Source organism: Demequina aestuarii, assembly GCF_000975095.1.
GTDB lineage: Bacteria > Actinomycetota > Actinomycetes > Actinomycetales > Demequinaceae > Demequina > Demequina aestuarii.
In genome coordinates this window covers 117,713-139,110 of sequence record NZ_BBRD01000001.1, presented here as the reverse complement: position 1 = coordinate 139,110, position 21,398 = coordinate 117,713, and the positions used below count along the sequence as shown (strand labels likewise).

23 protein-coding genes are annotated in these 21,398 nt (G+C 70.2%); 11 read left to right on the top strand and 12 right to left on the bottom strand.

The genetic code is table 11. The features are described 5' to 3' along the window. Positions 1–16: 16 nt before the first annotated feature. Together AOP72_RS00630 and AOP72_RS00625 are read right to left on the bottom strand one after the other, a co-directional pair. Positions 17–862 (bottom strand): polyphosphate polymerase domain-containing protein, encoded by an 846-nt coding sequence (locus AOP72_RS00630; protein ID WP_062130964.1) that lies wholly within the window; start codon positions 860–862, stop codon positions 17–19. Then, positions 859–1,506 carry a DUF4956 domain-containing protein gene (locus AOP72_RS00625; protein WP_152650197.1) on the bottom strand — a complete coding sequence of 216 codons (648 nt, stop codon included), beginning with the start codon at positions 1,504–1,506 and terminating at the stop codon, positions 859–861. Before AOP72_RS00625 ends, AOP72_RS00630 begins: the two co-directional genes overlap by 4 nt. A 202-nt stretch (positions 1,507–1,708) precedes the next feature. Between AOP72_RS00625 and AOP72_RS00620 the strand changes: the two genes are divergently transcribed. The 3 genes from AOP72_RS00620 to AOP72_RS00610 are packed head-to-tail and all read left to right on the top strand — an operon-like array spanning position 1,709 to position 4,082. Next, the gene (locus tag AOP72_RS00620; protein ID WP_062130962.1) at positions 1,709–2,392 is read left to right on the top strand and encodes a response regulator transcription factor; all 684 of its coding nucleotides are present in this window, start codon (positions 1,709–1,711) and stop codon (positions 2,390–2,392) included. Then, positions 2,389–3,837 carry a sensor histidine kinase gene (locus tag AOP72_RS00615; protein WP_062130958.1) on the top strand — a complete coding sequence of 483 codons (1,449 nt, stop codon included), beginning with the start codon at positions 2,389–2,391 and terminating at the stop codon, positions 3,835–3,837. Before AOP72_RS00620 ends, AOP72_RS00615 begins: the two co-directional genes overlap by 4 nt. Then, positions 3,834–4,082, top strand: coding sequence for an NYN domain-containing protein (locus AOP72_RS00610; RefSeq protein WP_062130956.1), 249 nt, complete (start codon positions 3,834–3,836; stop codon positions 4,080–4,082). The genes AOP72_RS00615 and AOP72_RS00610 overlap by 4 nt, the downstream gene beginning before the upstream one ends. 58 nt (positions 4,083–4,140) lie before the next feature. Here AOP72_RS00610 and AOP72_RS00605 read toward each other — a convergent pair whose 3' ends face one another. After that, complete coding sequence (locus AOP72_RS00605; protein WP_062130954.1) at positions 4,141–5,820, bottom strand: alpha-amylase family protein; 1,680 nt, start codon at positions 5,818–5,820, stop codon at positions 4,141–4,143. 108 nt (positions 5,821–5,928) lie between these two features. Beyond that, positions 5,929–7,521 (bottom strand): ABC-F family ATP-binding cassette domain-containing protein, encoded by a 1,593-nt coding sequence (locus tag AOP72_RS00600; RefSeq protein ID WP_062130952.1) that lies wholly within the window; start codon positions 7,519–7,521, stop codon positions 5,929–5,931. A 143-nt stretch (positions 7,522–7,664) separates the two neighbouring features. Here AOP72_RS00600 and AOP72_RS00595 point away from each other — a divergent pair, with 143 nt between their 5' ends. Then, positions 7,665–8,252 carry a DUF6518 family protein gene (locus AOP72_RS00595; RefSeq protein WP_062130950.1) on the top strand — a complete coding sequence of 196 codons (588 nt, stop codon included), beginning with the start codon at positions 7,665–7,667 and terminating at the stop codon, positions 8,250–8,252. A 94-nt stretch (positions 8,253–8,346) separates the two neighbouring features. Here the strand turns inward: AOP72_RS00595 and AOP72_RS00590 are convergent, their stop codons facing one another. The 5 genes from AOP72_RS00590 to AOP72_RS00570 form a co-directional block, all read right to left on the bottom strand. Beyond that, positions 8,347–8,775, bottom strand: coding sequence for a cupin domain-containing protein (locus tag AOP72_RS00590; protein WP_062130949.1), 429 nt, complete (start codon positions 8,773–8,775; stop codon positions 8,347–8,349). A gap of 93 nt (positions 8,776–8,868) precedes the next feature. Further along, positions 8,869–9,840 (bottom strand): SRPBCC family protein, encoded by a 972-nt coding sequence (locus AOP72_RS00585; RefSeq protein ID WP_062130946.1) that lies wholly within the window; start codon positions 9,838–9,840, stop codon positions 8,869–8,871. Between the two features lie 23 nt (positions 9,841–9,863). Further along, entirely contained in the window at positions 9,864–10,205 is a 342-nt protein-coding gene (locus AOP72_RS00580; protein ID WP_062130943.1) for an ArsR/SmtB family transcription factor, read from the bottom strand. Positions 10,206–10,271: 66 nt separating this feature from the next. Then, positions 10,272–10,934, bottom strand: a complete 663-nt coding sequence (locus tag AOP72_RS00575) for a DsbA family oxidoreductase (protein WP_062130940.1) — start codon at positions 10,932–10,934, stop codon at positions 10,272–10,274. A gap of 37 nt (positions 10,935–10,971) precedes the next feature. After that, entirely contained in the window at positions 10,972–12,996 is a 2,025-nt protein-coding gene (locus tag AOP72_RS00570) for a GMC family oxidoreductase (RefSeq protein WP_152650196.1), read from the bottom strand. Positions 12,997–13,269: 273 nt separating this feature from the next. On the opposite strand from AOP72_RS00570, the gene AOP72_RS00565 reads away from it, so the two are divergent. From AOP72_RS00565 to AOP72_RS00545, 5 genes are all read left to right on the top strand, one after another. Next, positions 13,270–13,698 carry a hypothetical protein gene (locus tag AOP72_RS00565; RefSeq protein ID WP_062130937.1) on the top strand — a complete coding sequence of 143 codons (429 nt, stop codon included), beginning with the start codon at positions 13,270–13,272 and terminating at the stop codon, positions 13,696–13,698. Then, a complete protein-coding gene (locus AOP72_RS00560) occupies positions 13,695–14,192 on the top strand; it encodes a hypothetical protein (protein ID WP_062130934.1) in 498 nt (165 codons plus the stop codon). The genes AOP72_RS00565 and AOP72_RS00560 overlap by 4 nt, the downstream gene beginning before the upstream one ends. Next, entirely contained in the window at positions 14,192–14,434 is a 243-nt protein-coding gene (locus tag AOP72_RS00555; protein ID WP_062130931.1) for a helix-turn-helix transcriptional regulator, read from the top strand. The genes AOP72_RS00560 and AOP72_RS00555 overlap by 1 nt, the downstream gene beginning before the upstream one ends. Positions 14,435–14,587: 153 nt before the next feature. Beyond that, positions 14,588–15,304: a DUF4386 domain-containing protein gene (locus tag AOP72_RS00550; RefSeq protein WP_062130928.1), complete on the top strand. Its 717-nt coding sequence runs from the start codon at positions 14,588–14,590 to the stop codon at positions 15,302–15,304. After that, positions 15,304–16,338, top strand: coding sequence for an NAD(P)-dependent alcohol dehydrogenase (locus AOP72_RS00545; protein ID WP_062130925.1), 1,035 nt, complete (start codon positions 15,304–15,306; stop codon positions 16,336–16,338). Before AOP72_RS00550 ends, AOP72_RS00545 begins: the two co-directional genes overlap by 1 nt. Positions 16,339–16,659: 321 nt before the next feature. Here AOP72_RS00545 and AOP72_RS00540 read toward each other — a convergent pair whose 3' ends face one another. Beyond that, on the bottom strand, positions 16,660–17,460 hold the full coding sequence (locus AOP72_RS00540) for a hypothetical protein (RefSeq protein ID WP_062130922.1): 801 nt from the start codon (positions 17,458–17,460) through the stop codon (positions 16,660–16,662). Between the two features lie 114 nt (positions 17,461–17,574). On the opposite strand from AOP72_RS00540, the gene AOP72_RS00535 reads away from it, so the two are divergent. Continuing rightward, positions 17,575–18,900, top strand: a complete 1,326-nt coding sequence (locus AOP72_RS00535) for an MFS transporter (RefSeq protein ID WP_062130921.1) — start codon at positions 17,575–17,577, stop codon at positions 18,898–18,900. Between the two features lie 78 nt (positions 18,901–18,978). Here the strand turns inward: AOP72_RS00535 and AOP72_RS00530 are convergent, their stop codons facing one another. Both AOP72_RS00530 and AOP72_RS00525 read right to left on the bottom strand, forming a co-directional pair. Next, a complete protein-coding gene (locus AOP72_RS00530; protein WP_062130920.1) occupies positions 18,979–19,209 on the bottom strand; it encodes a DUF6458 family protein in 231 nt (76 codons plus the stop codon). A 253-nt stretch (positions 19,210–19,462) separates the two neighbouring features. Further along, complete coding sequence (locus AOP72_RS00525) at positions 19,463–20,341, bottom strand: hypothetical protein (protein ID WP_062130919.1); 879 nt, start codon at positions 20,339–20,341, stop codon at positions 19,463–19,465. A gap of 109 nt (positions 20,342–20,450) precedes the next feature. Here AOP72_RS00525 and AOP72_RS00520 point away from each other — a divergent pair, with 109 nt between their 5' ends. After that, complete coding sequence (locus AOP72_RS00520) at positions 20,451–21,374, top strand: aldose epimerase family protein (RefSeq protein WP_193746328.1); 924 nt, start codon at positions 20,451–20,453, stop codon at positions 21,372–21,374. Positions 21,375–21,398: the final 24 nt, after the last annotated feature.

Sequence of the window (21,398 nt, the reverse complement as noted above, 5' to 3'; positions counted from 1 at the left end):
CTGCCCGGGGAGGAAGTCAGCTCACCTCGACCCTGCCCGCCACGTCCCCTCCCGCGACACTGCCGTCGGGCACCCGTCCGGCGAACGCCGCCTGAGGGGCCTCGAGGTGGCGACGCAGCGTACGCGCCCAGCGGTGGGACGGAAGGTCGGGACGCAGTGCGGCGAGCGCGGTGCAGTACTTGGACACGCGGGCCGGCCGCACGCCGACGGACCACAGGGCACGGTCAACGGCGCCGGCACGTGCCGATGCTTTGACTTCGACGATCAGCAGATCTCCGAAGCCAGCCTCGCGGCCATGGTTGTCGCGCCCTCGCACGTGCGCATCGACCGTGACCCGCGCATCGGACGTGAGGAGCGTGGCACGCTCGTAGGCCGTGGTGAGCGTCTCCGCGAGGCGCCCCACCGCATCGGCCGTCTCCGGGAAGGAGGCTACGAACCGTTGCGCCTCCGCGGGGAGTCGGGGCCCTCCGCAGCGAGCCGCGCCCGGGGTCAACCACTCGCGATGCTTGACCGTCTCCCCAGTGCGAGAGCGGAGCTTCACCTCGATCGCCATGGTGCCGACGTCGATGTAATGGCGCGTCCGCACCTTGTAGCGCAGCGGCCGTCGTCGCGCGGCCATGCGGTACGAGTCCAGGTCCGGGGTGTCGTAGTACGTGGACTCGTAGCGGAACGTGCGGCGGCCGTCGATGTCGAGCACGCGCGGGGCGGCTTCCAGGGAGGCGAGCGCCAGCGCCCAGGTCTCGGGGCGCAGCACGTACTTGCGGTCGGTCCTGGTCTGCAGGGCGGCGATGGCGTCCAATTCCTCGAGCGTGACGGACGCAAGCTGACCGATCACGCCCGGCCACGCTCCGGTGACGGTCATCGGTGCGCACCCGTCGCGACCGGCTCGGACGCGGGTGCCGCGTGCGGCAAGGGAGTCACGGCCGGCGCTGGCGCAGGGTTCGCCGCCTCTTCGCCGCGAGGCACACCGAATCGGACGTCGACCACCGTCGTGTCGGTCACCATGTCCACCCGGCGGATCTGCACCCGATGCACCGGCCCGCCGAGGAGCGCTCTCAGGTGAGCGACCGCATCGGCCTCCCGGGTGAACGCGCGGTCAAGGGTCATGGTCTGCTGACGCGATCGTGAGAACAGCGCCGGGTGGTCGCCGATCGCGATCACCGCCAGCAGCACCGCCATGAGCGTGAAGCTCACCGACGGCGAGATCGACGGGAATCCGCCCAGCAGACCCAAGGCGATCGCCGTGAAGTAGTAGGCGATCTCGGCGTGATCCATCTCCGTCGATCGCAGCCGGATGATCGACAGCACCGCGAAGATGCCCAGGCCGAACCCGAGCGAGATCTCAGCGTTGGTCATGGCATACGTGACGCCCATGACGCCCACGTTGATGGACAGCAGGGCGACGATCATGTCGCGGCGGCGGTGGCGGTGGCGCGGGAAGTACAGGCCGAACACCATCGCCCCGATGGCGATGAGGTCGGCGGCGATGAAGGCTGCAATGGGCACGGGTCACCTCTGAGCTGAGATCGGGCCCGCCCCGGTCATGGCTCGGTGAGAGCCGTCGGGGATCGAGCGGTGGTGATCTCCATCGCACCGCGCCCGCCTGGGAGAACGCTGAGAGCCACAGCACAGCCGCCTGTGACTTGAGCTGAGCGTCCTGCCAGGGCGTTGCCAGCAAACTCCGAGGCCCAGGTGTGAGACTGAGACCATGCCCACACGCACGATCCTCGTAGTCGACGACGAGGACAACCTCCGCACCATGCTCGTCGCCGCCCTCCGGTACGAGGGCTACACCGTCCACCAGGCCGTCGACGGTGCGGACGGGCTGCGCGCGGTCAAGGAGCACCGTCCCGATCTGATCGTGCTCGACGTGATGATGCCCCACGTCGACGGGTTCGCGATGTGCCGGCGGCTGCGGGAATCCGGCGACCGCACCCCGATCATCTTCCTGACGGCGCGCGACAGCGCGGCGGACAAGGTCGAGGGGCTCACGATCGGCGCCGACGACTACCTCGACAAGCCGTTCAACCTGGACGAGCTGGTGGCTCGCGTGGAGGCGGTGTCGCGACGGGTCGAGCGCTCGCCAGGCGCGTCCGAGGTGTACGCGGTCGCGGACCTGATCCTGGACGACGTCGCCCACCGCGTGACGCGCGGCGGCGTGGAGACGCCGCTGTCCCCCACCGAGTACCGCCTGCTCCGTCACCTCATGCGTCACGTCGGGCGAGTCATGTCGCGCGGGCAGCTCCTCGAAGGCGTGTGGGGCTACTCGCCCGACGACGATCCGGGCGTGGTCGAGACGTACATCGGGTATCTGCGCCGCAAGGTCGATCAGGTCGAGCCCCACCTCATCCACACCGTGCGCGGAGCCGGCTACACCCTGAGGGCGCCGTGAGCACCGACCAGGCGCAGACACCGTCCCCCATGAGGGCGCGCCTCTCGCTGCGGGACCGTGTGCTCGTGGGGTTCGCCGCGGTCGCCGTCATCGCGATCGCCATCGCTGTCGCGGTCACCGCCACCACGCACCAGTACCAGATGGCACAGCTCGACCAGCGACTCGAGTCGTTCGCGGGACCCTTCGTCGTCGACCAGCCGATGCAGCGCCTGCCGCGCAACCCCAGCGAGGACCTCTCCCGCCCATCGGACGCGCTTCGTGGCTTCCTCGCAGCGGATGGGGAGCTGCACGTGGTGCTCGCACCCACCGTCGAGGGCGCGGACGATGCGGTGCCGGTGATCGATGCGGACGAGCTGTCGCCGACCTTCGCGACTCTCCTGACGGCACCGTCGTCGGACGGCTCAGGCGACTTCCGTGTGCTCGCACGTCCCGCGGATGACGGGTGGGACGTGACGGCGCTCTCGATGGACTCGGTGCAGAGTGCGACTCAGCGCCTCGTCGCGATCGAGATCGCAGGGATCGCGCTGATGCTCGGCGGTCTTGGCCTGGTCGCCTGGTGGATGATCCGCATGGGCATCACGCCGATGCGGCGCATGATCGACGCCTCGTCCCGCATCGCGGCCGGCGACCTCGATGTGCGCCTCGAGGGCGCCGGTCGCGGAAGCGAGACCGCGGAGCTGGCAGGTTCGCTCAACGCGATGATCGCCACGCTCACTGACTCGCTGCGCGAGCGAGAACGCTCGGAGACGAGGCTGCGGGAGTTCGTCGCGGACGCCTCGCACGAGTTGCGCACACCCCTCACCACCGTGCTGGGGTACTCGGAGCTGCATCGCCGCGGCGCACTGCGGCGGAAGGCTGACCAGACCGACGCCTGGGCGCGTACCGAGGCAGAGGCCGGCCGGATGCGGAGGCTGGTGGACGACATGCTCGAGCTCGCGAAGTACGACGCGGAGCCGCGACTCGCGCAGCAGCCCGTCGCTCTTGGGCGGCTCGCGCGGGATATCGTGACCGACGCATCGGCCGCCTTCCCCGAGGCCACGTTCACTGCCACCGGCGATGAGCTCACCGTCACCGGGGACGCGGACCGGCTGCGACAGGCGCTGCTCAACGTGATCTCGAATGCCGCACTTCACGGCGGCGCAACGGTCGCGGTGGTCGTCGAGCGCGAGGACGGCCGCGCGCGCGTCGCCGTCATGGACGACGGGCCCGGCATGGCGCCCGAGATCGCGGCGCGAGCCACGGAACGGTTCGTCAGAGGCGACTCGTCGCGGCGGCGCTCTACGGGCGGGGCGGGGCTCGGGCTCGCCATCACCGCGGCGATCATCGAGGCGCACGGTGGGGCCCTGGACGTGTCGTCGATCCCGGGAGAGGGCACGAGAGTGACGATCAGTCTGCCGCTCGCCGCCGACCCACCCGCCACCGCCCGCCGTGCTGGGCCACCGTGAGCCGGTGGCGACCCCATGACCAAGCCCGTCTCGCCGTCCTGGTCGACGCCGACAACGCCCATGCCAAGCACGTGGACGCGCTGGTCGTCGAGATCGCAAAGCATGGCACCGCGAGCGTGCGCAGAGCATACGGCGACTGGACCACGAACCAGTTGAGGCCCCGGATGGACAGCCTGCTGCACCACTGCGTCAAGCCGGTCCAGCAGTTCAGCTGCACGTCGGCACCGTCGGCGGGCTCGGCCTGATATCGAGCGACAGCGAGATCACACGCCTGGCGTCCGACGTCGACTTCCGCCTAAGAGATCACCCCGCAGGCGTCGGCGACGTCAGCTGTCGCAACCAGCAAGCGGCGTACCTGCCCAGGGTCAGGGTCAGGGTGCCGGCTGCGGACACCTCGAGGGGCTCCGCCACGCCCGCGCCCGTCGCGAGTTGATCTCTCACCATGGTGCCGCGGGGAAGCCCCGTCGTCAGGGTGACCTCGACCGGCGCCTCACCCAGGTGGTGGACTGCGATCACGGACTCACCGTCGAGCTCCGCCCGATGCGCGAGCACGGAGGGCGCGTCGCTCTCGAGCCACTCGATGTCTCCCCACCCGAAGTGAGGCATCTCCCGGCGGTGCCCGGCGAGCCGCGACATGTAGGTGAGCAAGGAATCTGGATCCCCCCGCTGCGCCTCGACGCTGATGTGATCAGGGCCGAACGGCCGCGCCGGCATCGGCCGGCGCATCTGCTCGACACCCGCGGTGGTGAAGCCACCCGTGGGACCCGGCTCCCACTGCATCGGGGTCCGCACCGAGGAGCGACCCGGGACGTCGAGGTTCTCGACCATGCCGATCTCCTCGCCGTAGAACAGCACCGGGGTGCCGGGGAGCGAGAACAGCAGCGAGTACACCATGCGCATGCGCTCCTGGTCGCCCTCGACCATGCTCGGCAGGCGGCGTCGCAGCCCGCGCCCGAAGACCTGCATGTCGGGCTCCGGGCCGAATGCCGCGAACACCTCGTCGCGCTGCTCGGGAGTCAGCTGGTCGAGCGTCAGCTCGTCGTGGTTGCGCACGAACGTCGCCCACCGGGTATCGCGCGGGGCCAGCGGACGCGACGCCATCGCCTCCCGCATCGGCCGTGCATCCTGACGTGCGAGCGCCAAGAACATGACCTGCATGCCCGGGAAGTCGAACGAGAGATCCAACTCGTCGCCACCGTCACCGAAGAACCGCATCAGCTCCTCGTAGGGGACGTTCACCTCGCCGAGCATGATCGCGTCGCCGGAGCGCCTCGTCATGAACGAGGACAGGGCGCGCATGTACGAGTGCGGGTCGGTCTCGACGTCAGCGCCCTGCACGTGAGACGTCGTCAGCAGGTACGGCACCGCGTCGACACGGAAACCTGACAGCCCCAGTTCCATCCAGAACCCCATCACACGCGCGATCTCGTCGCGAACGTCGGGATTGGAGATGTTGAGATCGGGCTGGTGACGGTAGAAGTGATGCAGGTAGTACTGATCCGTCGCCTCGTCGTGTCGCCATAGGCTGTCCTCCTCGTCAGGGAAGATCACGGCCTGCGGAGCACCCTCCGGGGGCGAATCCCGCCACACGTACCAGTCGCGCTTGGGGTTATCGCGCGACGACCGCGACTCCTGGAACCACGGGTGCTGGTCCGAGGTGTGATTGACCACCAGGTCCGCGATCACCCTGATGCCGTGGTGGCGCGCCGTGCGCATCATCTCGACGAAGTCGCCGAGCGTGCCGAGCCGTGGGTCCACCGAGTAGTAGTCCGCGACGTCGTATCCGTCATCGCGGTTGGGTGACGGGTAGAACGGCATCAGCCACAGACAGGTGACGCCGAGCCTCGCCAGGTGATCGATCCGCGAGGTCAGCCCACGGAAGTCCCCGATCCCGTCGCCGTTGGAGTCCTGGAACGTCTCGACGTCGAGGCAGTAGACGGTGGCGTTGCGCCACCACACATCAGCTTGATCGGCGGGTCTCATGGCTGGGCAACGGGTCGGGGGCTCCGCTTATGCCCCGGGGGCATGGTGACGACGCTCGCGGTCTTCCTACCCGACGCACGACGAGCGCATTCTGTGTACAGAACCTTCCTACAGCGGGGTGTCGAGAAAAGAGCCCTCGAGCCGCCACTCGCGGGTGGGCGCCAGCGACGCGACGAACGCGGCATCGTGGCTGACCACCACGAGCGCCCCTCGGTAGGCCTCGAGAGCGGCGATCAGGTGCGATCGCGACGCGAAGTCGAGGTTGTTCGTCGGCTCGTCGAGCAGCAGCAGCTGCGGTGCGGGCCTCGCCAGCAGCAGCGCGGCGAGCGTGGCCCGCAGTCGTTCTCCGCCTGAGAGGGTGGCCGCGAGCGCATCGCCCGCGTCCCCTCGGAAGAGGAATCGCGCGAGACCGGCACGCACGTCGTGCGGCGTCGCTCCGTGCGCCTGTGCGCGCACGTTCTCCACGACGGTCAGTGCGGGATCGAGCACGTCCAGACGCTGCGGCAGGTACCCGACGGGCACCAGCGCCGATGCGGTCCCCGCCAGTGGCGCGACCTCGCCCAGCAGCGTGCGGAGCAGGGTGGTCTTTCCGCTCCCATTGCGTCCGCGGATCACGATGCGTTCGGGACCCTGCACCACCGCGTCGATGGCCGCTCCCGTCGGCAGCACACAGGAGTCGAGGCGAGCGACGTCGCGCCGCGCCGGCACCTCGGTGTCAGGCAGCTCGACCCGGATCTCTCGGTCTCGCTCTGCGGCCTCCTGGGCATCTCCCAGCCTCGTCCGCGCGTCGCCGAGCCGGTCCTCGTGCACCCCGGTGACGCGCGCCTCCGCGGTCTGCGCCTTGCGCTTGAGCTCGCCGGCAATGACCTTGGGCAGGTTCGCGTCCTTGGCCTTGCGCGCTCCGACACGCTGCCGCTTCGCCGAGCCCTCCACGTGCGCTCGGAGTTCGCGCTGCTGCCGCGCGACGTCGGCTCGGGCGCTGCGCACCTCCTGGTCCGCGGTCGCGCGCTCCGCCTCGAGCGCCTCCTCGTAGGCGTGGATGTCGCCGCCGAACCACCGCAGCCTCCCGCGGCGCAGCTCGCCGATGGTGTTCGCCCGCGTGAGCAGCGCTCGGTCGTGGCTCACCGCCAAGGTCGGCTCGCGTCGCTGGGCCAGCGCCTCGACCACCTGCGCGATCGCGGCCGAATCGAGATTGTTGGTGGGCTCGTCGAGCAGCAGCACGTCGGGACGGCGGTGCAGAGCCGAGGCGAGCGCCAGACGGGTGGTCTCCCCTCCAGACAGCTCGCCGACGGTGCGGTCGAGCGTGTCGGGGGGAAGACCCAACGACGCCAACGTGCCCGATGCGCGCTCCTCGGCGTCCCAATCGTCGCCGACGATGTCGTAGTCGCTGGGGTCGACGGAGCCACCCTGAATCGCGCGAAGGGCGGTGCGAATGCGCGTCAGGCCCATCACCGCATCGGCTCTCACCGAGGCGTCCAGAGCGACGTCCTGAGGGACGTGCACGAGCGACGCCGTGCGCAGCACCGTGCCCGAGGCGGGTGGCAGGTCGCCCGCGAGCAGACTCAGCAGCGTGGACTTGCCGGCGCCGTTGGCGCCGACGATGCAGGTGAGGCCGCTGCTCACGGCGCCGGTCGCATCGGCGATCACGGGCGAGCCGTCGGGCCACAGAAAGGTCAGGTGAGAGAAGGACAGGGAAGACATAGGTTCTCGCAATGCGTCTGGGATGCGGGGGTGCGCGTGGCCAGACGTGAGCGTCTGGCGAACCTAGATCTTCATGTCGCGTGAGTCTCCTGTGTCGGGATCGATGACCACAGAGATCATACGCGCCGACCTATACTCCCCGCATGTCGCTCCGCGTGCCCCTCGCTCTTGTCGGCGCGCTCGTCGCCGGCGTCGTCATCTCGTTCGGACAGACCTTCTCCCCTGATGTCCTCGCGCCGCTCTTCAACTCTGCCGCTCCGGTCGTCGCGCTCGCAGCCGCCGTGTCGATGGCAGCCCGTGCGGTGTGGGCGCGGATGGTGATGGGTGCCACAGCCGGTCCGCTCGCCATGGTCGGGTACTACGCCACATCCGCGCTGAGGGGCTACGGCGTGAGCACCTCGATGGTGCTGATGTGGTGCACGGCTGGCGTGATCGCCGGGGCCGCGATGGGATTCGCGCTGTGGACGCTGCGCCACTCGGACTCGTGGCCACTGCGCGCGGTGTCTGCGGCGGTGTTTCCTGGAGTCGCGCTCGGGGAGGCGGGGCACGGGCTCCTCAGGGTCGCAGACACCACGCCCGTCGCCTATTGGTGGTCGGCCGCGGCCGCCGGGGTGGGAGTGCTGACGTGGCTCTCCCTCACTCGACTCCGCACCATGCCCGGCATCCTCCTGGCCTGCGCGACCACGGCTGTCTTCGCGGGTGCACTGTTCTTCATCTACGGAGTGGCCTGAAGGCAGGGGACGGCGCCGTGGCCCGGGCGGGCGCGCAGCGGGGCCGACTCGCCGGGGACGTGTCAGCCGCCGGAGCAGACGGCCGATGCGCGAGTCACCAGGGCATGGGGATGTCGGTGGTGCGACGCGAGTCGTCGGGAACGTGCGGCAGAGCGTCGCCGTCCCCCCGGATGCAGAACCACGTGAGAGGACCCTCGGACTCGGGCACGCATCGCCAGGTGCGCAGGACTCCCTGACCCACGCGGATCGCGGTGCCCGGCCCGACGTCGACCACGTCGTCGCCCAGGCCCATCTGGCCGCGGCCGGTGAGGAAGATGTACAGCTCCTCGTCGGAACTGTGCGCGTGCCAGTAGCCGGCCTCCTCGCCCGGGACCATGGAGTTCGCCGTGACGCCGATGAACTGCATCGGCAGTTCGTGGTCGAGCACTCGGCGACCGTCGCGCGAACGGTCGGGCACGAATCCGCCGAAGTGCTCGCGCCACTGGTCGCTGGGGCCGATCTCGATGTGCTGGTAGTCGCTCATGATCCGCAAGCATGCCAGAGTCCACGGGACCGCGCGACGGTCACGCCGAGGGGCGCGAGCTGGGGGCGAAGACCCGATGGGCGCCGACCTCGCTCACCCGAAGACCTGACCCTCGAGGCGGGCGTAGCTGGCCTCCATGCCCGCCACCATGCCTGTGCCCAGCACGATGTCGCGCACCTCGGCGTTCGGATAGGTGATGACGAGTGAGAGCAGGGTCCCGCCGTCGACGGGCGTGAGGGTCAGCTCGTTCACGTTCGGCTCGCCCTCCACGCCGATCATGGACTCGGTGGTGACCTCGCGAAACGGGGGCTCGGCCTCGAGCAGCTCGCCTGTGAAGCCGAACCGGTTCTCACCGTTCTCGTCCTCCCACTCGTTGCGGTAGGTGTCGCCCACCTCGTGCGCGATCTCGCACACCGGCATGGTCCAGCCGTCGGGCCCCAGAAGCCAGCGCTTCATGAGGTCGGGGTCGTGGTGGGCCTGCCAGATCTGCTCGGGGGTGCCGCGGATCACGCGGGAGACGCGCACCTGGGTGTCGGAGAGGGTCTGGGCCTCCGCCACGCGGCTGGCCGCGAAGGACTCGAGGTCCGCGAGCACGTCGTCGATCTGGCCCATCGCGGAGGTCATGCCCTCCTCCATGCCCATCTCGATCAACTGCTCGAGCTGGTCGAGCGAACCGAAATGCGTGGTGGTGATGAGGCGAGACCCACCGTCGGTCTCCTCGAACTGGAACGTCATGCGCATCGACGGCATCTCGGCGTTCTCATCGCCGCTCTCGTCAGCGAAGCCGTCGCGGACCTCGAAGGAGTGGCCGGGGTCCACGGCGAGGAACTCCCAGAAGCCTCCCGACCTCTCCCCATCCGGCCCGGTCATCACGTAGTGGCTGCGCCCGCCGGGGAAGACGTCGTGGCGGGTGAAGGTCGCCGGCCACTCGACCGGACCCCAGAACTTCTCGATCTGCCGGGGGTCGGTGTACGCCTCCCAGAGGCGCTGGCGGCTTGCGGTGAAGTCGGCGATCACGGTCATCGTGAGCCCGTCGAGGTTCTTGTCGACTGAGGTGATGGACATGGCGAAGGCCTTCCTACGGTGGGCTACTCGGGGGCGTCGGCGAGCAACGCATCGAGCCGGTCGACGCGTGCGCGCCAGATCTGCTCGTAGGCGTCCAGCATGGCTTGCGCGCGCCGAATCGCCTGGGGATTGCCACGCACCTTGCGCTCGCGGCCGCGGGGATGCTTGGTCACGAGACCGGCTCCCTCGAGGATCGCGACGTGCTTCTGGACCGCCGCGAAGGACATGTCGTACGCCCGCGCGAGTTCGGACACCGAGGCCTCGCCTGCGAGGCTCCGGCGCACGATGTCACGGCGCGTGGAATCGGCGAGTGCCCGGAAGATCCGGTCCACCTCGTCGTCGGAGAGTTCAGCTTCCACAACCATTTGGTTGTAGGTTATGACCGGCCGATGCGGGTGTCAAGAGATCGGCACCGCTCCCGTTCGCCCGCGCTAAGCCGGGGGCGCGGCGGAGTCCGCGGCGACGCGCGCGATGACCTCGGCGTACTGCGTGGTCTCGACGCAGCCAGGAATCGCGAGTCGCCCGCCGACCACGGTGAAGGGCACTCCGGTGGCGCCGAGCTCTCGCGCCTGCGCCTCATCGGCACGCACCGCGTCCGCGAACTCCTCGCCGGCGAGCACCTCCAGCGCGCGCTGGCGCGCCATGCCCGCGGTGGCGGCGGCCTCCGCGAGCGCGCCGTGATCGGAGATGTCGACCGTGCCGTCGAAGTGCCCGCGCTGGATCGCCTCTCGCACCTCCAGGCCGCGACCGTCGACGGCTGCAGCCGCGATGAGCCGGTGGGCATCGAAGGTGTTCGCCGTCACGCGATCCGACGAGTACGGGAGGCCCTCGGCGCGAGCGAGGTCGGCGACGCGCCCATCCATCTGCGCTGCCTGCTCCGGCGAGGCGCCGAACTTGCGCGACAGCATGTCGATCACGCGCTCGGGATGGGAGTGGGACGGGTCGAGCTCGAAGGCGTGCACCACCAGCTCGACGGGAGTGGAGCCGTCCTCGGCGGCGGCCCGTAGGCGCGCCTCTCCCACGTAGCACCACGGGCAGACGATGTCGGCCCAGGTGTCGATGCGGAGGGCGGCGGGAGCAGCGGTGTCAGTCATGGCGGGGCAACGCGCCCGTCGGGCCTGAGATTCCGGGTCACTCGCTGTACGCCTCGTCGGACTCCCGCACACCCACCGCAGCGTCCATGATCCGATAGGCGTTGGCGATCACCGTGAGCACCGGGTTCACGCCCCCATTGGTCACGTGAACCGAGGCGTCGACCACGCGCAGGTTGTCGTGACCCCACACCCTCCCCAGCGGATCCACCACCGACGTCCGCGGGTCGCTGCCCATCCGACAGGTGCCGGCCTGGTGCTGCCCCACGCTCGGGCCGGAGCCTGCAGCGCGGGGCGCCATCGGCACCACCGTGGTCGCGCCGGCGGACCGCAGCCACTCCTCGGCGCGGTCGGTCAGGAACCGCTGAGCCCGCAGGTCCTCGGGGTGAACGTCGCCGGAGAGCCTCGCCACCGGCATCCCCGTGTGGTCGGTGACGCGTGCGTCCAACGTGACGCGCGCATCGGCCGTCGTGACCTCGTGGACGGGCCCCACGACTCGCTGCATGCGCGGCGCCAGATCCCGCAGCCCGCTCACGATGCCGGGACCCGCGTGAGGGAGCAGGCCGGCGTCCTGCAGATACCCCAAGGCAGACGCGGGGGTGGGCACGAAGTCGTTCGCGAGCATCCCGCCGCCGACGACGCCAGGATTGCCGTGACGGAAGTCGTTGGTGGCGATCGCCGGCCCCGGACCCGTGCCCTCCTCGACCCGGTCCGCAAAGATCCCCAGCGCCCCCGCGTAGACGTGCGCCTGGAGGTGTCGCCCCACCTGGTCATGGACGTTTCCCACCCCATTGGGCTCGAGGGCGTGGGGGCTTGCCAGCAGCAGCCGGGCGCTCTCGACCGCGCCCGCGGCGAGCACCACCTGCTCCGCCTCGACGCTGGCGTGCCACGGCTGTGCAGGGTCAGCGCTGCGGAGCTCGACTCCGGTGATGCGGCCGGTGCGATCCGTCGTCAGCCTCACCGCCTGTGCGCCCGCCAGAATGCCGAGGCGTCCGGTCCGGGCCGCGCGTCGCAAGGTCGTGTTCTGCGCTCCGGCCTTCGCTCCGACCGGGCATGCGAAGCCCACGCACTGAGCGCAGCGCACGCATGCCGCCCGCCCCCGGTAGGGCTCCGAGTTGACGAGCAGCGGCACGGGCAAGGTCTCCCAGCCGAGCGCATCGGCCCCTTCCTTGAGGCGTTGCGCGCCGGGCGTGCGCGGCATCGGCGGCAGTGGGTACGGACTGGAACGTGGGCCCTCCGTCGCCGGGTCGCCCGGTGCCCCGGACACCCCCCACTCGAACTCCGCATGGGCGTAGTAGCGCTCCATGTCCTGGTAAGACACCGGCCAGTCGGCCAGGGTGCTCCCTTCGGGCACACCGTAGGTGGTGGCCATCCGGAAGTCATTCGGCGACAGGCGCCACGCCTGGCCGCCGTACACGCGCGTGCCACCGCCGAGCGTCATCGCGTTGTTACCCCAGCGTGAGTCGGCGGACGTCACCACCGTGCCGTCTGCAAGCACCCGAGGATTGCCGACGACGGGGGGTCCGGTCAGCACGTCGAGCCCTGCGTCGGCACGCGGATTGCGAAGGTGGTCACGGGCGAGGGCGCGAGTCGGCGGCGCGCCGCCGCGCTCGATCACGAGCACCCGCAGGCCCGCCTCCGCATACTCCTGGGCGGCGACCGATCCCCCGGCACCGGACCCGACCACGATCGCGTCGTAGCGCGGCTGCAGCTCCGCGTGTCCCACGAGCGACGCCATGACCTCGTCGGCGATGTCGGACCCTTCCGGCACGGACACGGGGGCGGGGCGCCAGCCCAGCCCGAGCCAGGTCCTCGAGTCAGCCAGGTGCACCCGCGCCGCGAGCCGCGAGAACCACCGGACATCGGGATCGTCCTGGGAGGTGGCCGCACGCGCCGCGGGGATGCGGCCCGCCATCGCGGCGAATCGGGAGGCACCGCCTGGGTGATCGTCGGCGAGGATCGCGCTCAGACGAGCCGTCAGTGCGGGCGCGGACACGGCGGCGGCCGCCTCCGGCACCACGGCAGCCACCCATGCGGCCAGCACGTCGTCATCGACATGGGTCATGCATCCAGCCTACGGCCGCCAGATGACGCCGCTGTTTCGCCGGCGGGTGCGGCGGCCACGGCTCCATCGCGGTCGCAATGTCAAGAACTCTTGACACCATGTCACGAGTCCCTTACATTCGTGGTGTCAAGAACTCTTAACATCGGAGACGCGCATGACCTTCGAGCAGAAGACACCATGGTCGTACGGCTTCGCCGCCGAGGCCAACGACGTGCCCGCAGTCTTCGGCGCCATCGCGAAGGCGATCGCCGGCGTCAGGGGAGCGTGAGCACCATGGAGTTCTCCCAGCGCCACACACTGGTGGGCACGGCGATCAGCGTCACCACCATGGCCACCTACGTCGCCATCGTCGTCGTGCGGGCCCTCACCGACGACCTCCCCCTCGCTGGCGTCGCGTGGCAGGGACCCATGCTCTGGTGCGTGGGCGTGGGCGGTGCCGTGTACGCGGCCGCCTACGCCGTGATGCGCTCCCGCCACCGTGGTGAGCGCGTCACGGATGAACGCACCGACCGCATCGAGACGCAGGCGGAGTTCGCGGCGTCCGGTCTCACGAGCCTCGGCGTCCTCGCCGCGCTCGTGATGCTGGCGCTCGACGCGGACCCCTTCTGGGTGGCGAACACCCTGCTCATCGTCACATGGCTGGGATCGCTCGTGGGCGCCGGCGTCGCCATCGAGGCGTATCGGGAAGGTCTGGACCGATGAGCCGCCACGAGCTGCGCGCGCCCCACGACGACGAGCGCGCGCCCATGACCGTGGAGGAGCGCGCCGTCTGGGTCTACCTCGCCGTCTTCCTCACCACCTCGATCGCCTACGCCGCCGTGGTGATCCCGCGCGCCCTCAGTCAGCCCATCGAGGAGGTCTCGTGGGTGGTGCCCATGCTGTGGGCCATCGGCGTGTCGATCGCGGGCACCATCGTGGGCTCGATCCTCGCCGCGATCGGCGCGGCGATCGGGCTCGCCGTCCGCGGCAGGGACCCGGAGATCGAGCTCGGGTCAGACGAGCGCGACAAGGCCATCGAGCGGCTCGGCAACCGCGCCACCTACGGCGTGGTCTCGGCCGGCATGCTCGCCGTGCTGGTGCTCGCGATGCTGGATGCCGACTCGTTCTGGATCGGCAACGCGGCGTTCGCCGCCGGCTTCGTCGGCGCGTGCGTCGAGGCGGTCGTGAAGATCCGCGCCTACCGGCGGGGGTTCTGATGGGCCGCCCGTCGAAAGCCAGTCCCACCAGGGTCACCAACGCGATCCGCGCGCTGCGGTTCGCGCACGGTGAGATGACCCAGGCCGATCTTGCGGCGCGCATCGGCGTCACCCGCCAGACGGTCATCGCCATCGAGCAGGGACGGTACTCACCGTCGCTCGAGATGGCCTTCCAGATCGCGCGGGCCTTCCAAGTCCCGCTCGACGACGTCTTCCAGTATCCGGAGGAGGACCCGGCCTAGCGAGGGGCGCCCCCGAGCGCCGCCCGCCTGCGCATCGGCCGCCACCCGGCCCACGCGCATCCCCAGCGCACCGCGGTCACGCGACGTGACCTCTCTTCAGTGCACCCATACGAGAGTTCAGCGCGCCCGGCGACGGGCGCAGAAGGAGACACCATGACCACCACCGACACCGTCCGGACGGCGCGCGCCGCCGGACTCGCATACCTGGGGCTCGCCGTCACCGGCATGCTCGGCTTCCTCGTCGTGCGTCCACAGCTCTACACGGCCGATGCGGCCGAGACCCTCGCGAACCTCGCCGGCGAGCAGTCGCTGGCCCACACGGCGGTGCTGCTCGAGATGGGCGTCGTCGTCACCCAGGCGCTGGCCGCCGTGTGGTTCTACCGCCTGCTGAGGGACGTGCGCCCCGTCGCCGCATTCGCCATCGCCGCATTCGGGCTCATGAATTCCGCCGCCATCATGGCGTCCGGAGCCTTCATGATCGCCGCCACAGCCATCGCCGGCGATCCGAGCATCGTCGCCGGCGCCGATGCGGCGGGAACCGTGGGAGCGCTCGGCGCGCTGAGCACGGCGACCTGGGGCATGGGCACCGTCTTCTTCGGGCTGTGGCTGATCCCGATGGGTTGGGCGGCGTTGACCACGCGGAGGTTCCCCGTCACGCTCGGGTGGCTGCTGATCGTGGGCGGCTCGGGATATCTCATCTCCGGCCTGGTCGGCTACGGATTCGCCGGCTCACCGGAGTGGCTCGTCACTGCGCTCGGGCTTCCGGCCACCGCAGCGGAGTTCTGGATGATCGGGTATCTTCTGGTCGCCGGCATCCGCCCGCGTGCGCATGCCACGGTCGCCGCCGCGCCGGCGACGGTGGGTGCGTGATGCGCCCCTCCGACGCACGGGTCGAGACGCCCTCCTCGGACCTCCCCGCGACGATGGCCGTGATCGCCCAGCACCGCTATGGCGAGGCGGACGACCTCGCGGCGACCCGGCTGCCCGTTCCCACCCCCGGGCCGCGAGACGTACTCGTGCGCGTCGCGGCGGCGGCGCTCAACCCCGCGGATGTGTTCCTCATGCGCGGACGGCCGAAGGTGCTGCGACTCGCGGCGGGAGCGCGCCGCCCCAAGGTCACCGTGCGCGGCTCCGACGTCGCTGGAGAGGTCGTCGCAGTGGGCGCGGACGTGGCGCATTGGCGTCGAGGCGACCGCGTGTTCGGCGAGGCGTCCTCCGGGTCCCTCGCCGAATACGCGCTCGCCAGGGGCGACCGCATCGCGCGAGTCCCGGAGGGCGTGCCGTGGGTCGATGCCGCGGCGTCCGTCATGGCGGCGCTCGCGGCTCGCGACGGGCTCGTCGCGGGAGGTCTCCCGCCGGACGCCGATGCGAACGGCAAGCGCGTGCTCATCATCGGGGCCTCAGGCGGCATCGGGTCGTTCGCGGTGCAGCTCGCCACGCACGCGGGCGCCCACGTGACGGCCGTGTGCTCGGGCCGCAATGCGGACGCCGTCCGGGCCCTGGGTGCGCACGCGATCGTCGACTACACGCGCGAATCCGTGGCGGACCTCCCCGCGTGGTTCGACGTGATCTTCGACAACGTGGGGGCCACCCCCATGGAGGAGCTCCACGCACTCACCTCTGCCACGGGCGTGGTGCTGCCCAACAGCGGCCTGCCCGGCCCTGACGGCGGGCCGCTCATGCGCGTCGCTCGTTGCCACGCGCGGCGGGTGCTGCTGCGCCGACGGTATCGAGCGTTCTTGTCGACGCCGTCGACGGCGGCGCTCGAGTCGATCGCAGGGGCGCTGCGCGACGGCACCCTCTCACCGCTGCTCGACGTCGTCCTTCCTCTCGAGCGCGGCTCGGAGGCCATGGCGCGGGTCGCGTCCGGGCACGCGCGCGGCAAGGTCGTGGTGACGCCATGAGGGTCGTCACGTAGGACCGCTACGGCGGGCGGGAGACCCCCGTGCTCCGTGACGACGAGCGGGACCCGGCTCCGGGAAAGGGAGAGGCCCCGGTCGGGGTCGCTGACGCCGGCCTCGAGCCCTATCACTGGCACATCTACCGGGGCGACCCCTGGCTCGCGCCGTTCGCCTTCGTGCTGCGGGGCCCCGGTCATCGCGTCGTCGGCGTGGGGCGCATGACCGTGCCGATCGCTGGCAGGACTGTCAAGCCCGACGTCTCTCTGGTCGCCGCCCGGGACGCCGGCTCGGGCCCGAGCGCGTCAGGGCCGCGCCCTGCGGCGGCTAGTACTCCCACTGCCGCCAGAAGGCGCTGTCGCGCTTGGGCCGCCATCCGTGCGCGCGCAGGATGCGGAACACCGGCACCTTCGCATCGGCCGGGACGAGGCGGATCGAGCCCGAGGACGCTGTTCCCGCCGGGCTGTCGACCTGCCCCGCGGCCCACACCTTGGTCACCGAGCCGGCGCCCATCGACTTCGCCCGCGACCAGCTCCTGGCTCCGGTCAAGGACGCGCTCGCACCTGACCCGACCAGCGTGGAGGTCGACGCCAACTCCGTGAAGGTGTAGCGACCCGTCTCGCCGTCGAGCTTCACGAGCATGCGCCACCGCATGACCTGCCGCCCGCGTGTCAGCAGGGTGCGCCAGCGGAGCTCCTCGGTGCGCCACTCGACCGTCACCGTGGCCTTGTGTACATCACCGTCGACCGCCACCGAGTACGGAAGGTCGAGTTCGTTGAGACGCACCAGAGCGTCCGTGACCTGCTCCATGCTGGCCCGGTGGGTCGAGCGCGGGAGTTCCCCCACCACCGAGTCGAGGCCTTCGATCTCGATGCTTTCCTGCATGTCGATGACCTCGCGCGAGCCACGGGCCAGCATTCGCCAGGCCACGAACGGGAGGATTACTGCGAGGGCCGCGGAGATCACATTCACGACCGTCGGCAGCCAATCGACGGAATCGATGAAGGAGAACAGGACCCAGAAGAACACCATGATCCACATGCCGAAGGCGAGGATGCCGACGCCGATCGCGCCGATCACCGTCACTTGGGCCCACTGCAACGGCTTGCGCGGAATCGTCTCAGGCATGCGCCCACGCTAGCGTCCTGCTCACGCTCACCGGGCACTCGAACCGCGCCTCGGCGGCCTGCGACCGACGTAAGTTGGTGGCATGTCTCGCCTCGCCGCACACGGCCGCACACCATGAGCCGTACGTTCGCGTCACTGCGCTACGTCAACTACCGGCTCTGGTTCGCAGGCGCACTCGTCTCCAACGTGGGCACCTGGATGCAGCGCGTGGCCCAGGACTGGCTCGTGCTGACGGTGCTCACCAACGACTCCGGCGTCGCCGTCGGAGTCGTGACGGCGCTCCAGTTCCTCCCCTTCCTGATCCTCGGCCCATGGGCCGGTGTGCTCGCGGATCGCATGAACCAGCGGGCGCTGCTCATCGCCACGCAGGGCGCCGCCGCGATGCTGGGTCTCGGTCTGGGGGCCCTGGTGCTGCTCGGACAGGCGGAACTGTGGCACGTGTACGCCTTCGCCTTCGGCCTCGGCATCGTCAGCGCGCTCGATGTCCCGGTGCGCCAGACGTTCGTCGCGTCGCTCGTGCCGCCCGACGGCCTCACCAACGCCGTGGGGCTCAACAGCGCGTCGTTCAACGCCGCCCGACTGATCGGGCCGGGGGTCGCCGGACTGACCGTCGCGTGGATCGGCATCGGCTGGGTGTTCGTGGTCAACGGGCTCACCTTCATCGCGACGATCGTGGCGCTGCTGCTCATGCGGTCGTCTGAACTCGTTCCGCTCGAGCGCGCCCCCCGCAGCCCCGGACAGATCCGGGAGGGGATCCGCTACGTGCGGGGACGGTCCGACGTGATCGTGGTGATGATCGTGGTCTCCGTGGTCGCGGCCCTCGGCCTGAACTTCCAGATGACCAGCGCGCTGATGGCGCGCATCGAGTTCGATCGCGGTCCCGAGGACTACGGGCTGATGGGCTCGGTGGTGGCGATCGGCTCTCTCGCCGGTGCTCTGCTAGCGGCGAGGCGCAGCCAGGTGAGGCTGCGGCTGATCCTCGGCTCCGCATTCATGTTCGGCATCGCGAGCGCCCTGATGGCGGTGATGCCCTCGTACGAGTGGTACCTCGTGGTATCGGTCGCGGTCGGCTTCTTCGCCCTCACCATGCTGACCTCAGCGAACGCGGCGATCCAGACCAGCACCTCGACCCACATGCGCGGGCGAGTGATGGCGCTGTACTCGATGATCCTGCTGGGGTCCACGCCGTTCGGCTCGCCGCTGGTGGGGTGGATCGGCGACGCCAACCCGCGCTGGGCGATCGGTGTGGGCGCCATCGCGGCGATCGCGGTGGCACTGGGCGCGACGCTGTGGTCCGTGCGTCACTGGAACCTCGAGGTCACGTACCACCGGCATCGGCCGTTGCTGGAGTTCACCTACCCCACCCAGACCAACGCCCGCGAGGACGCCGTGCTGCGATTGCGGGCTCAGCAGATCGAGGACGCCAGCGGGCAGCCCTGATGCACCGCCCCCAGACGCACGTCGGGCCGCGACCGGTGAGGTCGCGGCCCGACGTGGGTGAGTGAGGGGGGGGAACGATCAGCTGTCGATGTTGCGACGGTGCTCGTCGACGTGCTCTTCCTTGACCTCGCGGTGCGTGGTGTTGGCACGCTGACGGTTCAGGACGAGCGAGATGATGATGCCGACCACACCAGCGCCCATGAGGATGTACCCCACGAGCTCCAGGTCGACCGCGTCAACGCTCTCATTGAGCGCGAAAGCCATGATCGCGCCGAGCGCGATCAAGAAAATGCCGGAGCCTATAGCCATTGGTACTGCACCTCCCGAGTAGGCGATGCCGCGCGCCGCGTTGTGCGACGGGGACTCTCCCTGGGCGACACCTGCACCAGTGCCAACCGCCCCTCAACTGGCGCTATTCCCACTCGGCTCGAGGATCGCCGATCTACCAGCGACGACCCTCCCCTTCCCGAAGGGCCAGAAGTCACGCAGCTCGATCGTGCACGCTCACGGCCCATCCGTCGCCACCAGTCTCCCGGGGCACGACCACGTGACGCGGGGACGGTCATCGCTGCCCGCCGATTCCGTCCGACTCGCTCCGTGCGGCGCACTGATCGACCAGCGCCTGGAGTGCCTCCTGCGTGGCTCCCTCGGCGCGGTACTCGACGGTGACGCTCTCGCCCCCCACGTCGTAGGAGGCGGTGAAGACGAATGTCTTCTTCGACTCCGCCAGCGCGTGAGCGTCGCACCGAGAGGCACGGATGGTGACCGGCACGGCCGTCCGCTCCTGACCGGCCTCGAGGGTCACCGGGATGGAGCCATCCGCCGGCTCCAGAGCGAAGATCACGTTGCCCGAGAGCGCCGTGAGCGTCGCCTCGGCGCGCGAGGAGCCGCGCTGGAGCACCACGGAGGTCTGCAGCGCGTCACCGCTGACCACTGGCTCGGTCGCGAACGAGGGTGCGGCGGCGTCGGTGGCGAGGCGCTGACGGCACTCGGTCGTGTTGATGTCCCGGAGTGCGCTGTCCTCGAGCGTGACCTCGCGCTCCGCGACGTCCACGCCTTCGTACGCACGCACCTCCACCGTCGCCACGGACGAGCCGGAGCCGGCGGGACACAGCGCAGGGCCGAGCGGCACGCGGAGCCGCGCGATCCACCCGGGTTCGAGCAGCACGTTCGTGGGGACGGTGCCCGACTGTCCGAAGTACGGCGAGTCGAGCGCGACCGACACGACGATGCCGCGCTCATCGCCGGGAGTCTCGACCTGCACCTCGACCAGGCGGTCGGCCTGAAGCGTGCGAGGGAACGCCGTCCCGCCCACGGCCGCGACGGGTGGCGGCGACACCCCCGCACTGGGCGACGGCGAGGGAGTCGCAGGCGAGCCATCGCAGGACGCGAGCGCGATCGCGCACACGATCGCTGATGTGGCCCACCGCACCCCCGCCATGAGGACATTGTGCCCCGCATCGAGCCCGCAGCATCGGCCTCAGCCCAAGGATCGCCACACCGGTTGGCGCATCGCGCGAGACCAGGGCCGATGCGCCACAATGGGCACCATGGCTGACACCTCCACGCACCCCAGGCCCGTGATCGAGAACGACCGCTGGCGCATCGGCTTCGCTCCCGAGATCGGCGGCTCGATCGCCTTCGGCGAGGCGCGCATCGGCGATGCATGGCACGACGTGCTGCGCCCCACGCCCGAGGGCGCGTCTGGCCCGAACGAGACCGCGTCCTACCCCTTGGTCCCGTGGTCCAACCGGATCCGCGACGGAGTGCTGAGGTGGGGCGACCGCTCCTTCCAGCTCCGCGTCAACTGGCCCGATGGCACCGCGATCCACGGCGCCGGCTGGGACTACCCGTGGACGGTGGCCGAGCACTCCTCCGACCGCGTGGTGCTGGAGTTCACCTCCCGCGACGTGTACGGGGTGAACTGGCCGTGGACCTTCACCGCGCGCTTCACGTACGCGCTCGAGGGCGACCGATTCGTGTGGACCTACTCGGTGACGAACACGGGCCACGAGACCTTTCCCGCCGGCTTTGGCCACCACCCCTACTTCTTGCGCTCGGTCGCGGGCTCGGCCGATGCGCGGCTTCAGATCGAGGCGGACCAGGGCTACGACCTCGAGGCGTGCATGCCCGATGCGGGCGCGGGCGACATTCGCGCGGCGGCGGACTTCCGCGAGGCACGCGAGCTCGGCGACCAGTTCGTCGACGACTGCCTGACGGGTCGCCGGGGCGAGCGCCTGGCGACGATCGAGTGGCCGGGCGCCGTGACCCTCGACGTCGAGGCCGACGCTCTGCTCGAGCACGCGGTGCTGTACATCCCCGAGCATGAGCCGTTCTGGGCGTTCGAGCCGGTGTCGAACGCGAACGACGCCTTCACCCTGGACGCGAAGGGTGTCGAGGGCACCGGGCTGTTCCTGGTCCAGCCGGGAGAGACGCGCACCGCGTCGTTCTCGCTGATCGCTCGGGACGCCTGACCGGCTCGCGCGCTTCGCCGCATT

Coding starts and splice junctions, on each gene's coding strand:
- AOP72_RS00630 (WP_062130964.1), bottom strand. CDS start 862: ATGACCGTCACCGGAGCGTGGCCGGGCGTGATCGGTCAGCTTGCGTCC.
- AOP72_RS00520 (WP_193746328.1), top strand. CDS start 20,451: ATGGCTGACACCTCCACGCACCCCAGGCCCGTGATCGAGAACGACCGC.
- AOP72_RS00545 (WP_062130925.1), top strand. CDS start 15,304: ATGCGCCCCTCCGACGCACGGGTCGAGACGCCCTCCTCGGACCTCCCC.
- AOP72_RS00550 (WP_062130928.1), top strand. CDS start 14,588: ATGACCACCACCGACACCGTCCGGACGGCGCGCGCCGCCGGACTCGCA.
- AOP72_RS00595 (WP_062130950.1), top strand. CDS start 7,665: ATGTCGCTCCGCGTGCCCCTCGCTCTTGTCGGCGCGCTCGTCGCCGGC.
- AOP72_RS00535 (WP_062130921.1), top strand. CDS start 17,575: ATGAGCCGTACGTTCGCGTCACTGCGCTACGTCAACTACCGGCTCTGG.
- AOP72_RS00530 (WP_062130920.1), bottom strand. CDS start 19,209: ATGGCTATAGGCTCCGGCATTTTCTTGATCGCGCTCGGCGCGATCATG.
- AOP72_RS00575 (WP_062130940.1), bottom strand. CDS start 10,934: ATGACTGACACCGCTGCTCCCGCCGCCCTCCGCATCGACACCTGGGCC.
- AOP72_RS00540 (WP_062130922.1), bottom strand. CDS start 17,460: ATGCCTGAGACGATTCCGCGCAAGCCGTTGCAGTGGGCCCAAGTGACG.
- AOP72_RS00620 (WP_062130962.1), top strand. CDS start 1,709: ATGCCCACACGCACGATCCTCGTAGTCGACGACGAGGACAACCTCCGC.
- AOP72_RS00585 (WP_062130946.1), bottom strand. CDS start 9,840: ATGTCCATCACCTCAGTCGACAAGAACCTCGACGGGCTCACGATGACC.
- AOP72_RS00525 (WP_062130919.1), bottom strand. CDS start 20,341: ATGGCGGGGGTGCGGTGGGCCACATCAGCGATCGTGTGCGCGATCGCG.
- AOP72_RS00565 (WP_062130937.1), top strand. CDS start 13,270: ATGGAGTTCTCCCAGCGCCACACACTGGTGGGCACGGCGATCAGCGTC.
- AOP72_RS00590 (WP_062130949.1), bottom strand. CDS start 8,775: ATGAGCGACTACCAGCACATCGAGATCGGCCCCAGCGACCAGTGGCGC.
- AOP72_RS00560 (WP_062130934.1), top strand. CDS start 13,695: ATGAGCCGCCACGAGCTGCGCGCGCCCCACGACGACGAGCGCGCGCCC.
- AOP72_RS00555 (WP_062130931.1), top strand. CDS start 14,192: ATGGGCCGCCCGTCGAAAGCCAGTCCCACCAGGGTCACCAACGCGATC.
- AOP72_RS00580 (WP_062130943.1), bottom strand. CDS start 10,205: ATGGTTGTGGAAGCTGAACTCTCCGACGACGAGGTGGACCGGATCTTC.
- AOP72_RS00570 (WP_152650196.1), bottom strand. CDS start 12,996: ATGACCCATGTCGATGACGACGTGCTGGCCGCATGGGTGGCTGCCGTG.
- AOP72_RS00600 (WP_062130952.1), bottom strand. CDS start 7,521: ATGTCTTCCCTGTCCTTCTCTCACCTGACCTTTCTGTGGCCCGACGGC.
- AOP72_RS00605 (WP_062130954.1), bottom strand. CDS start 5,820: ATGAGACCCGCCGATCAAGCTGATGTGTGGTGGCGCAACGCCACCGTC.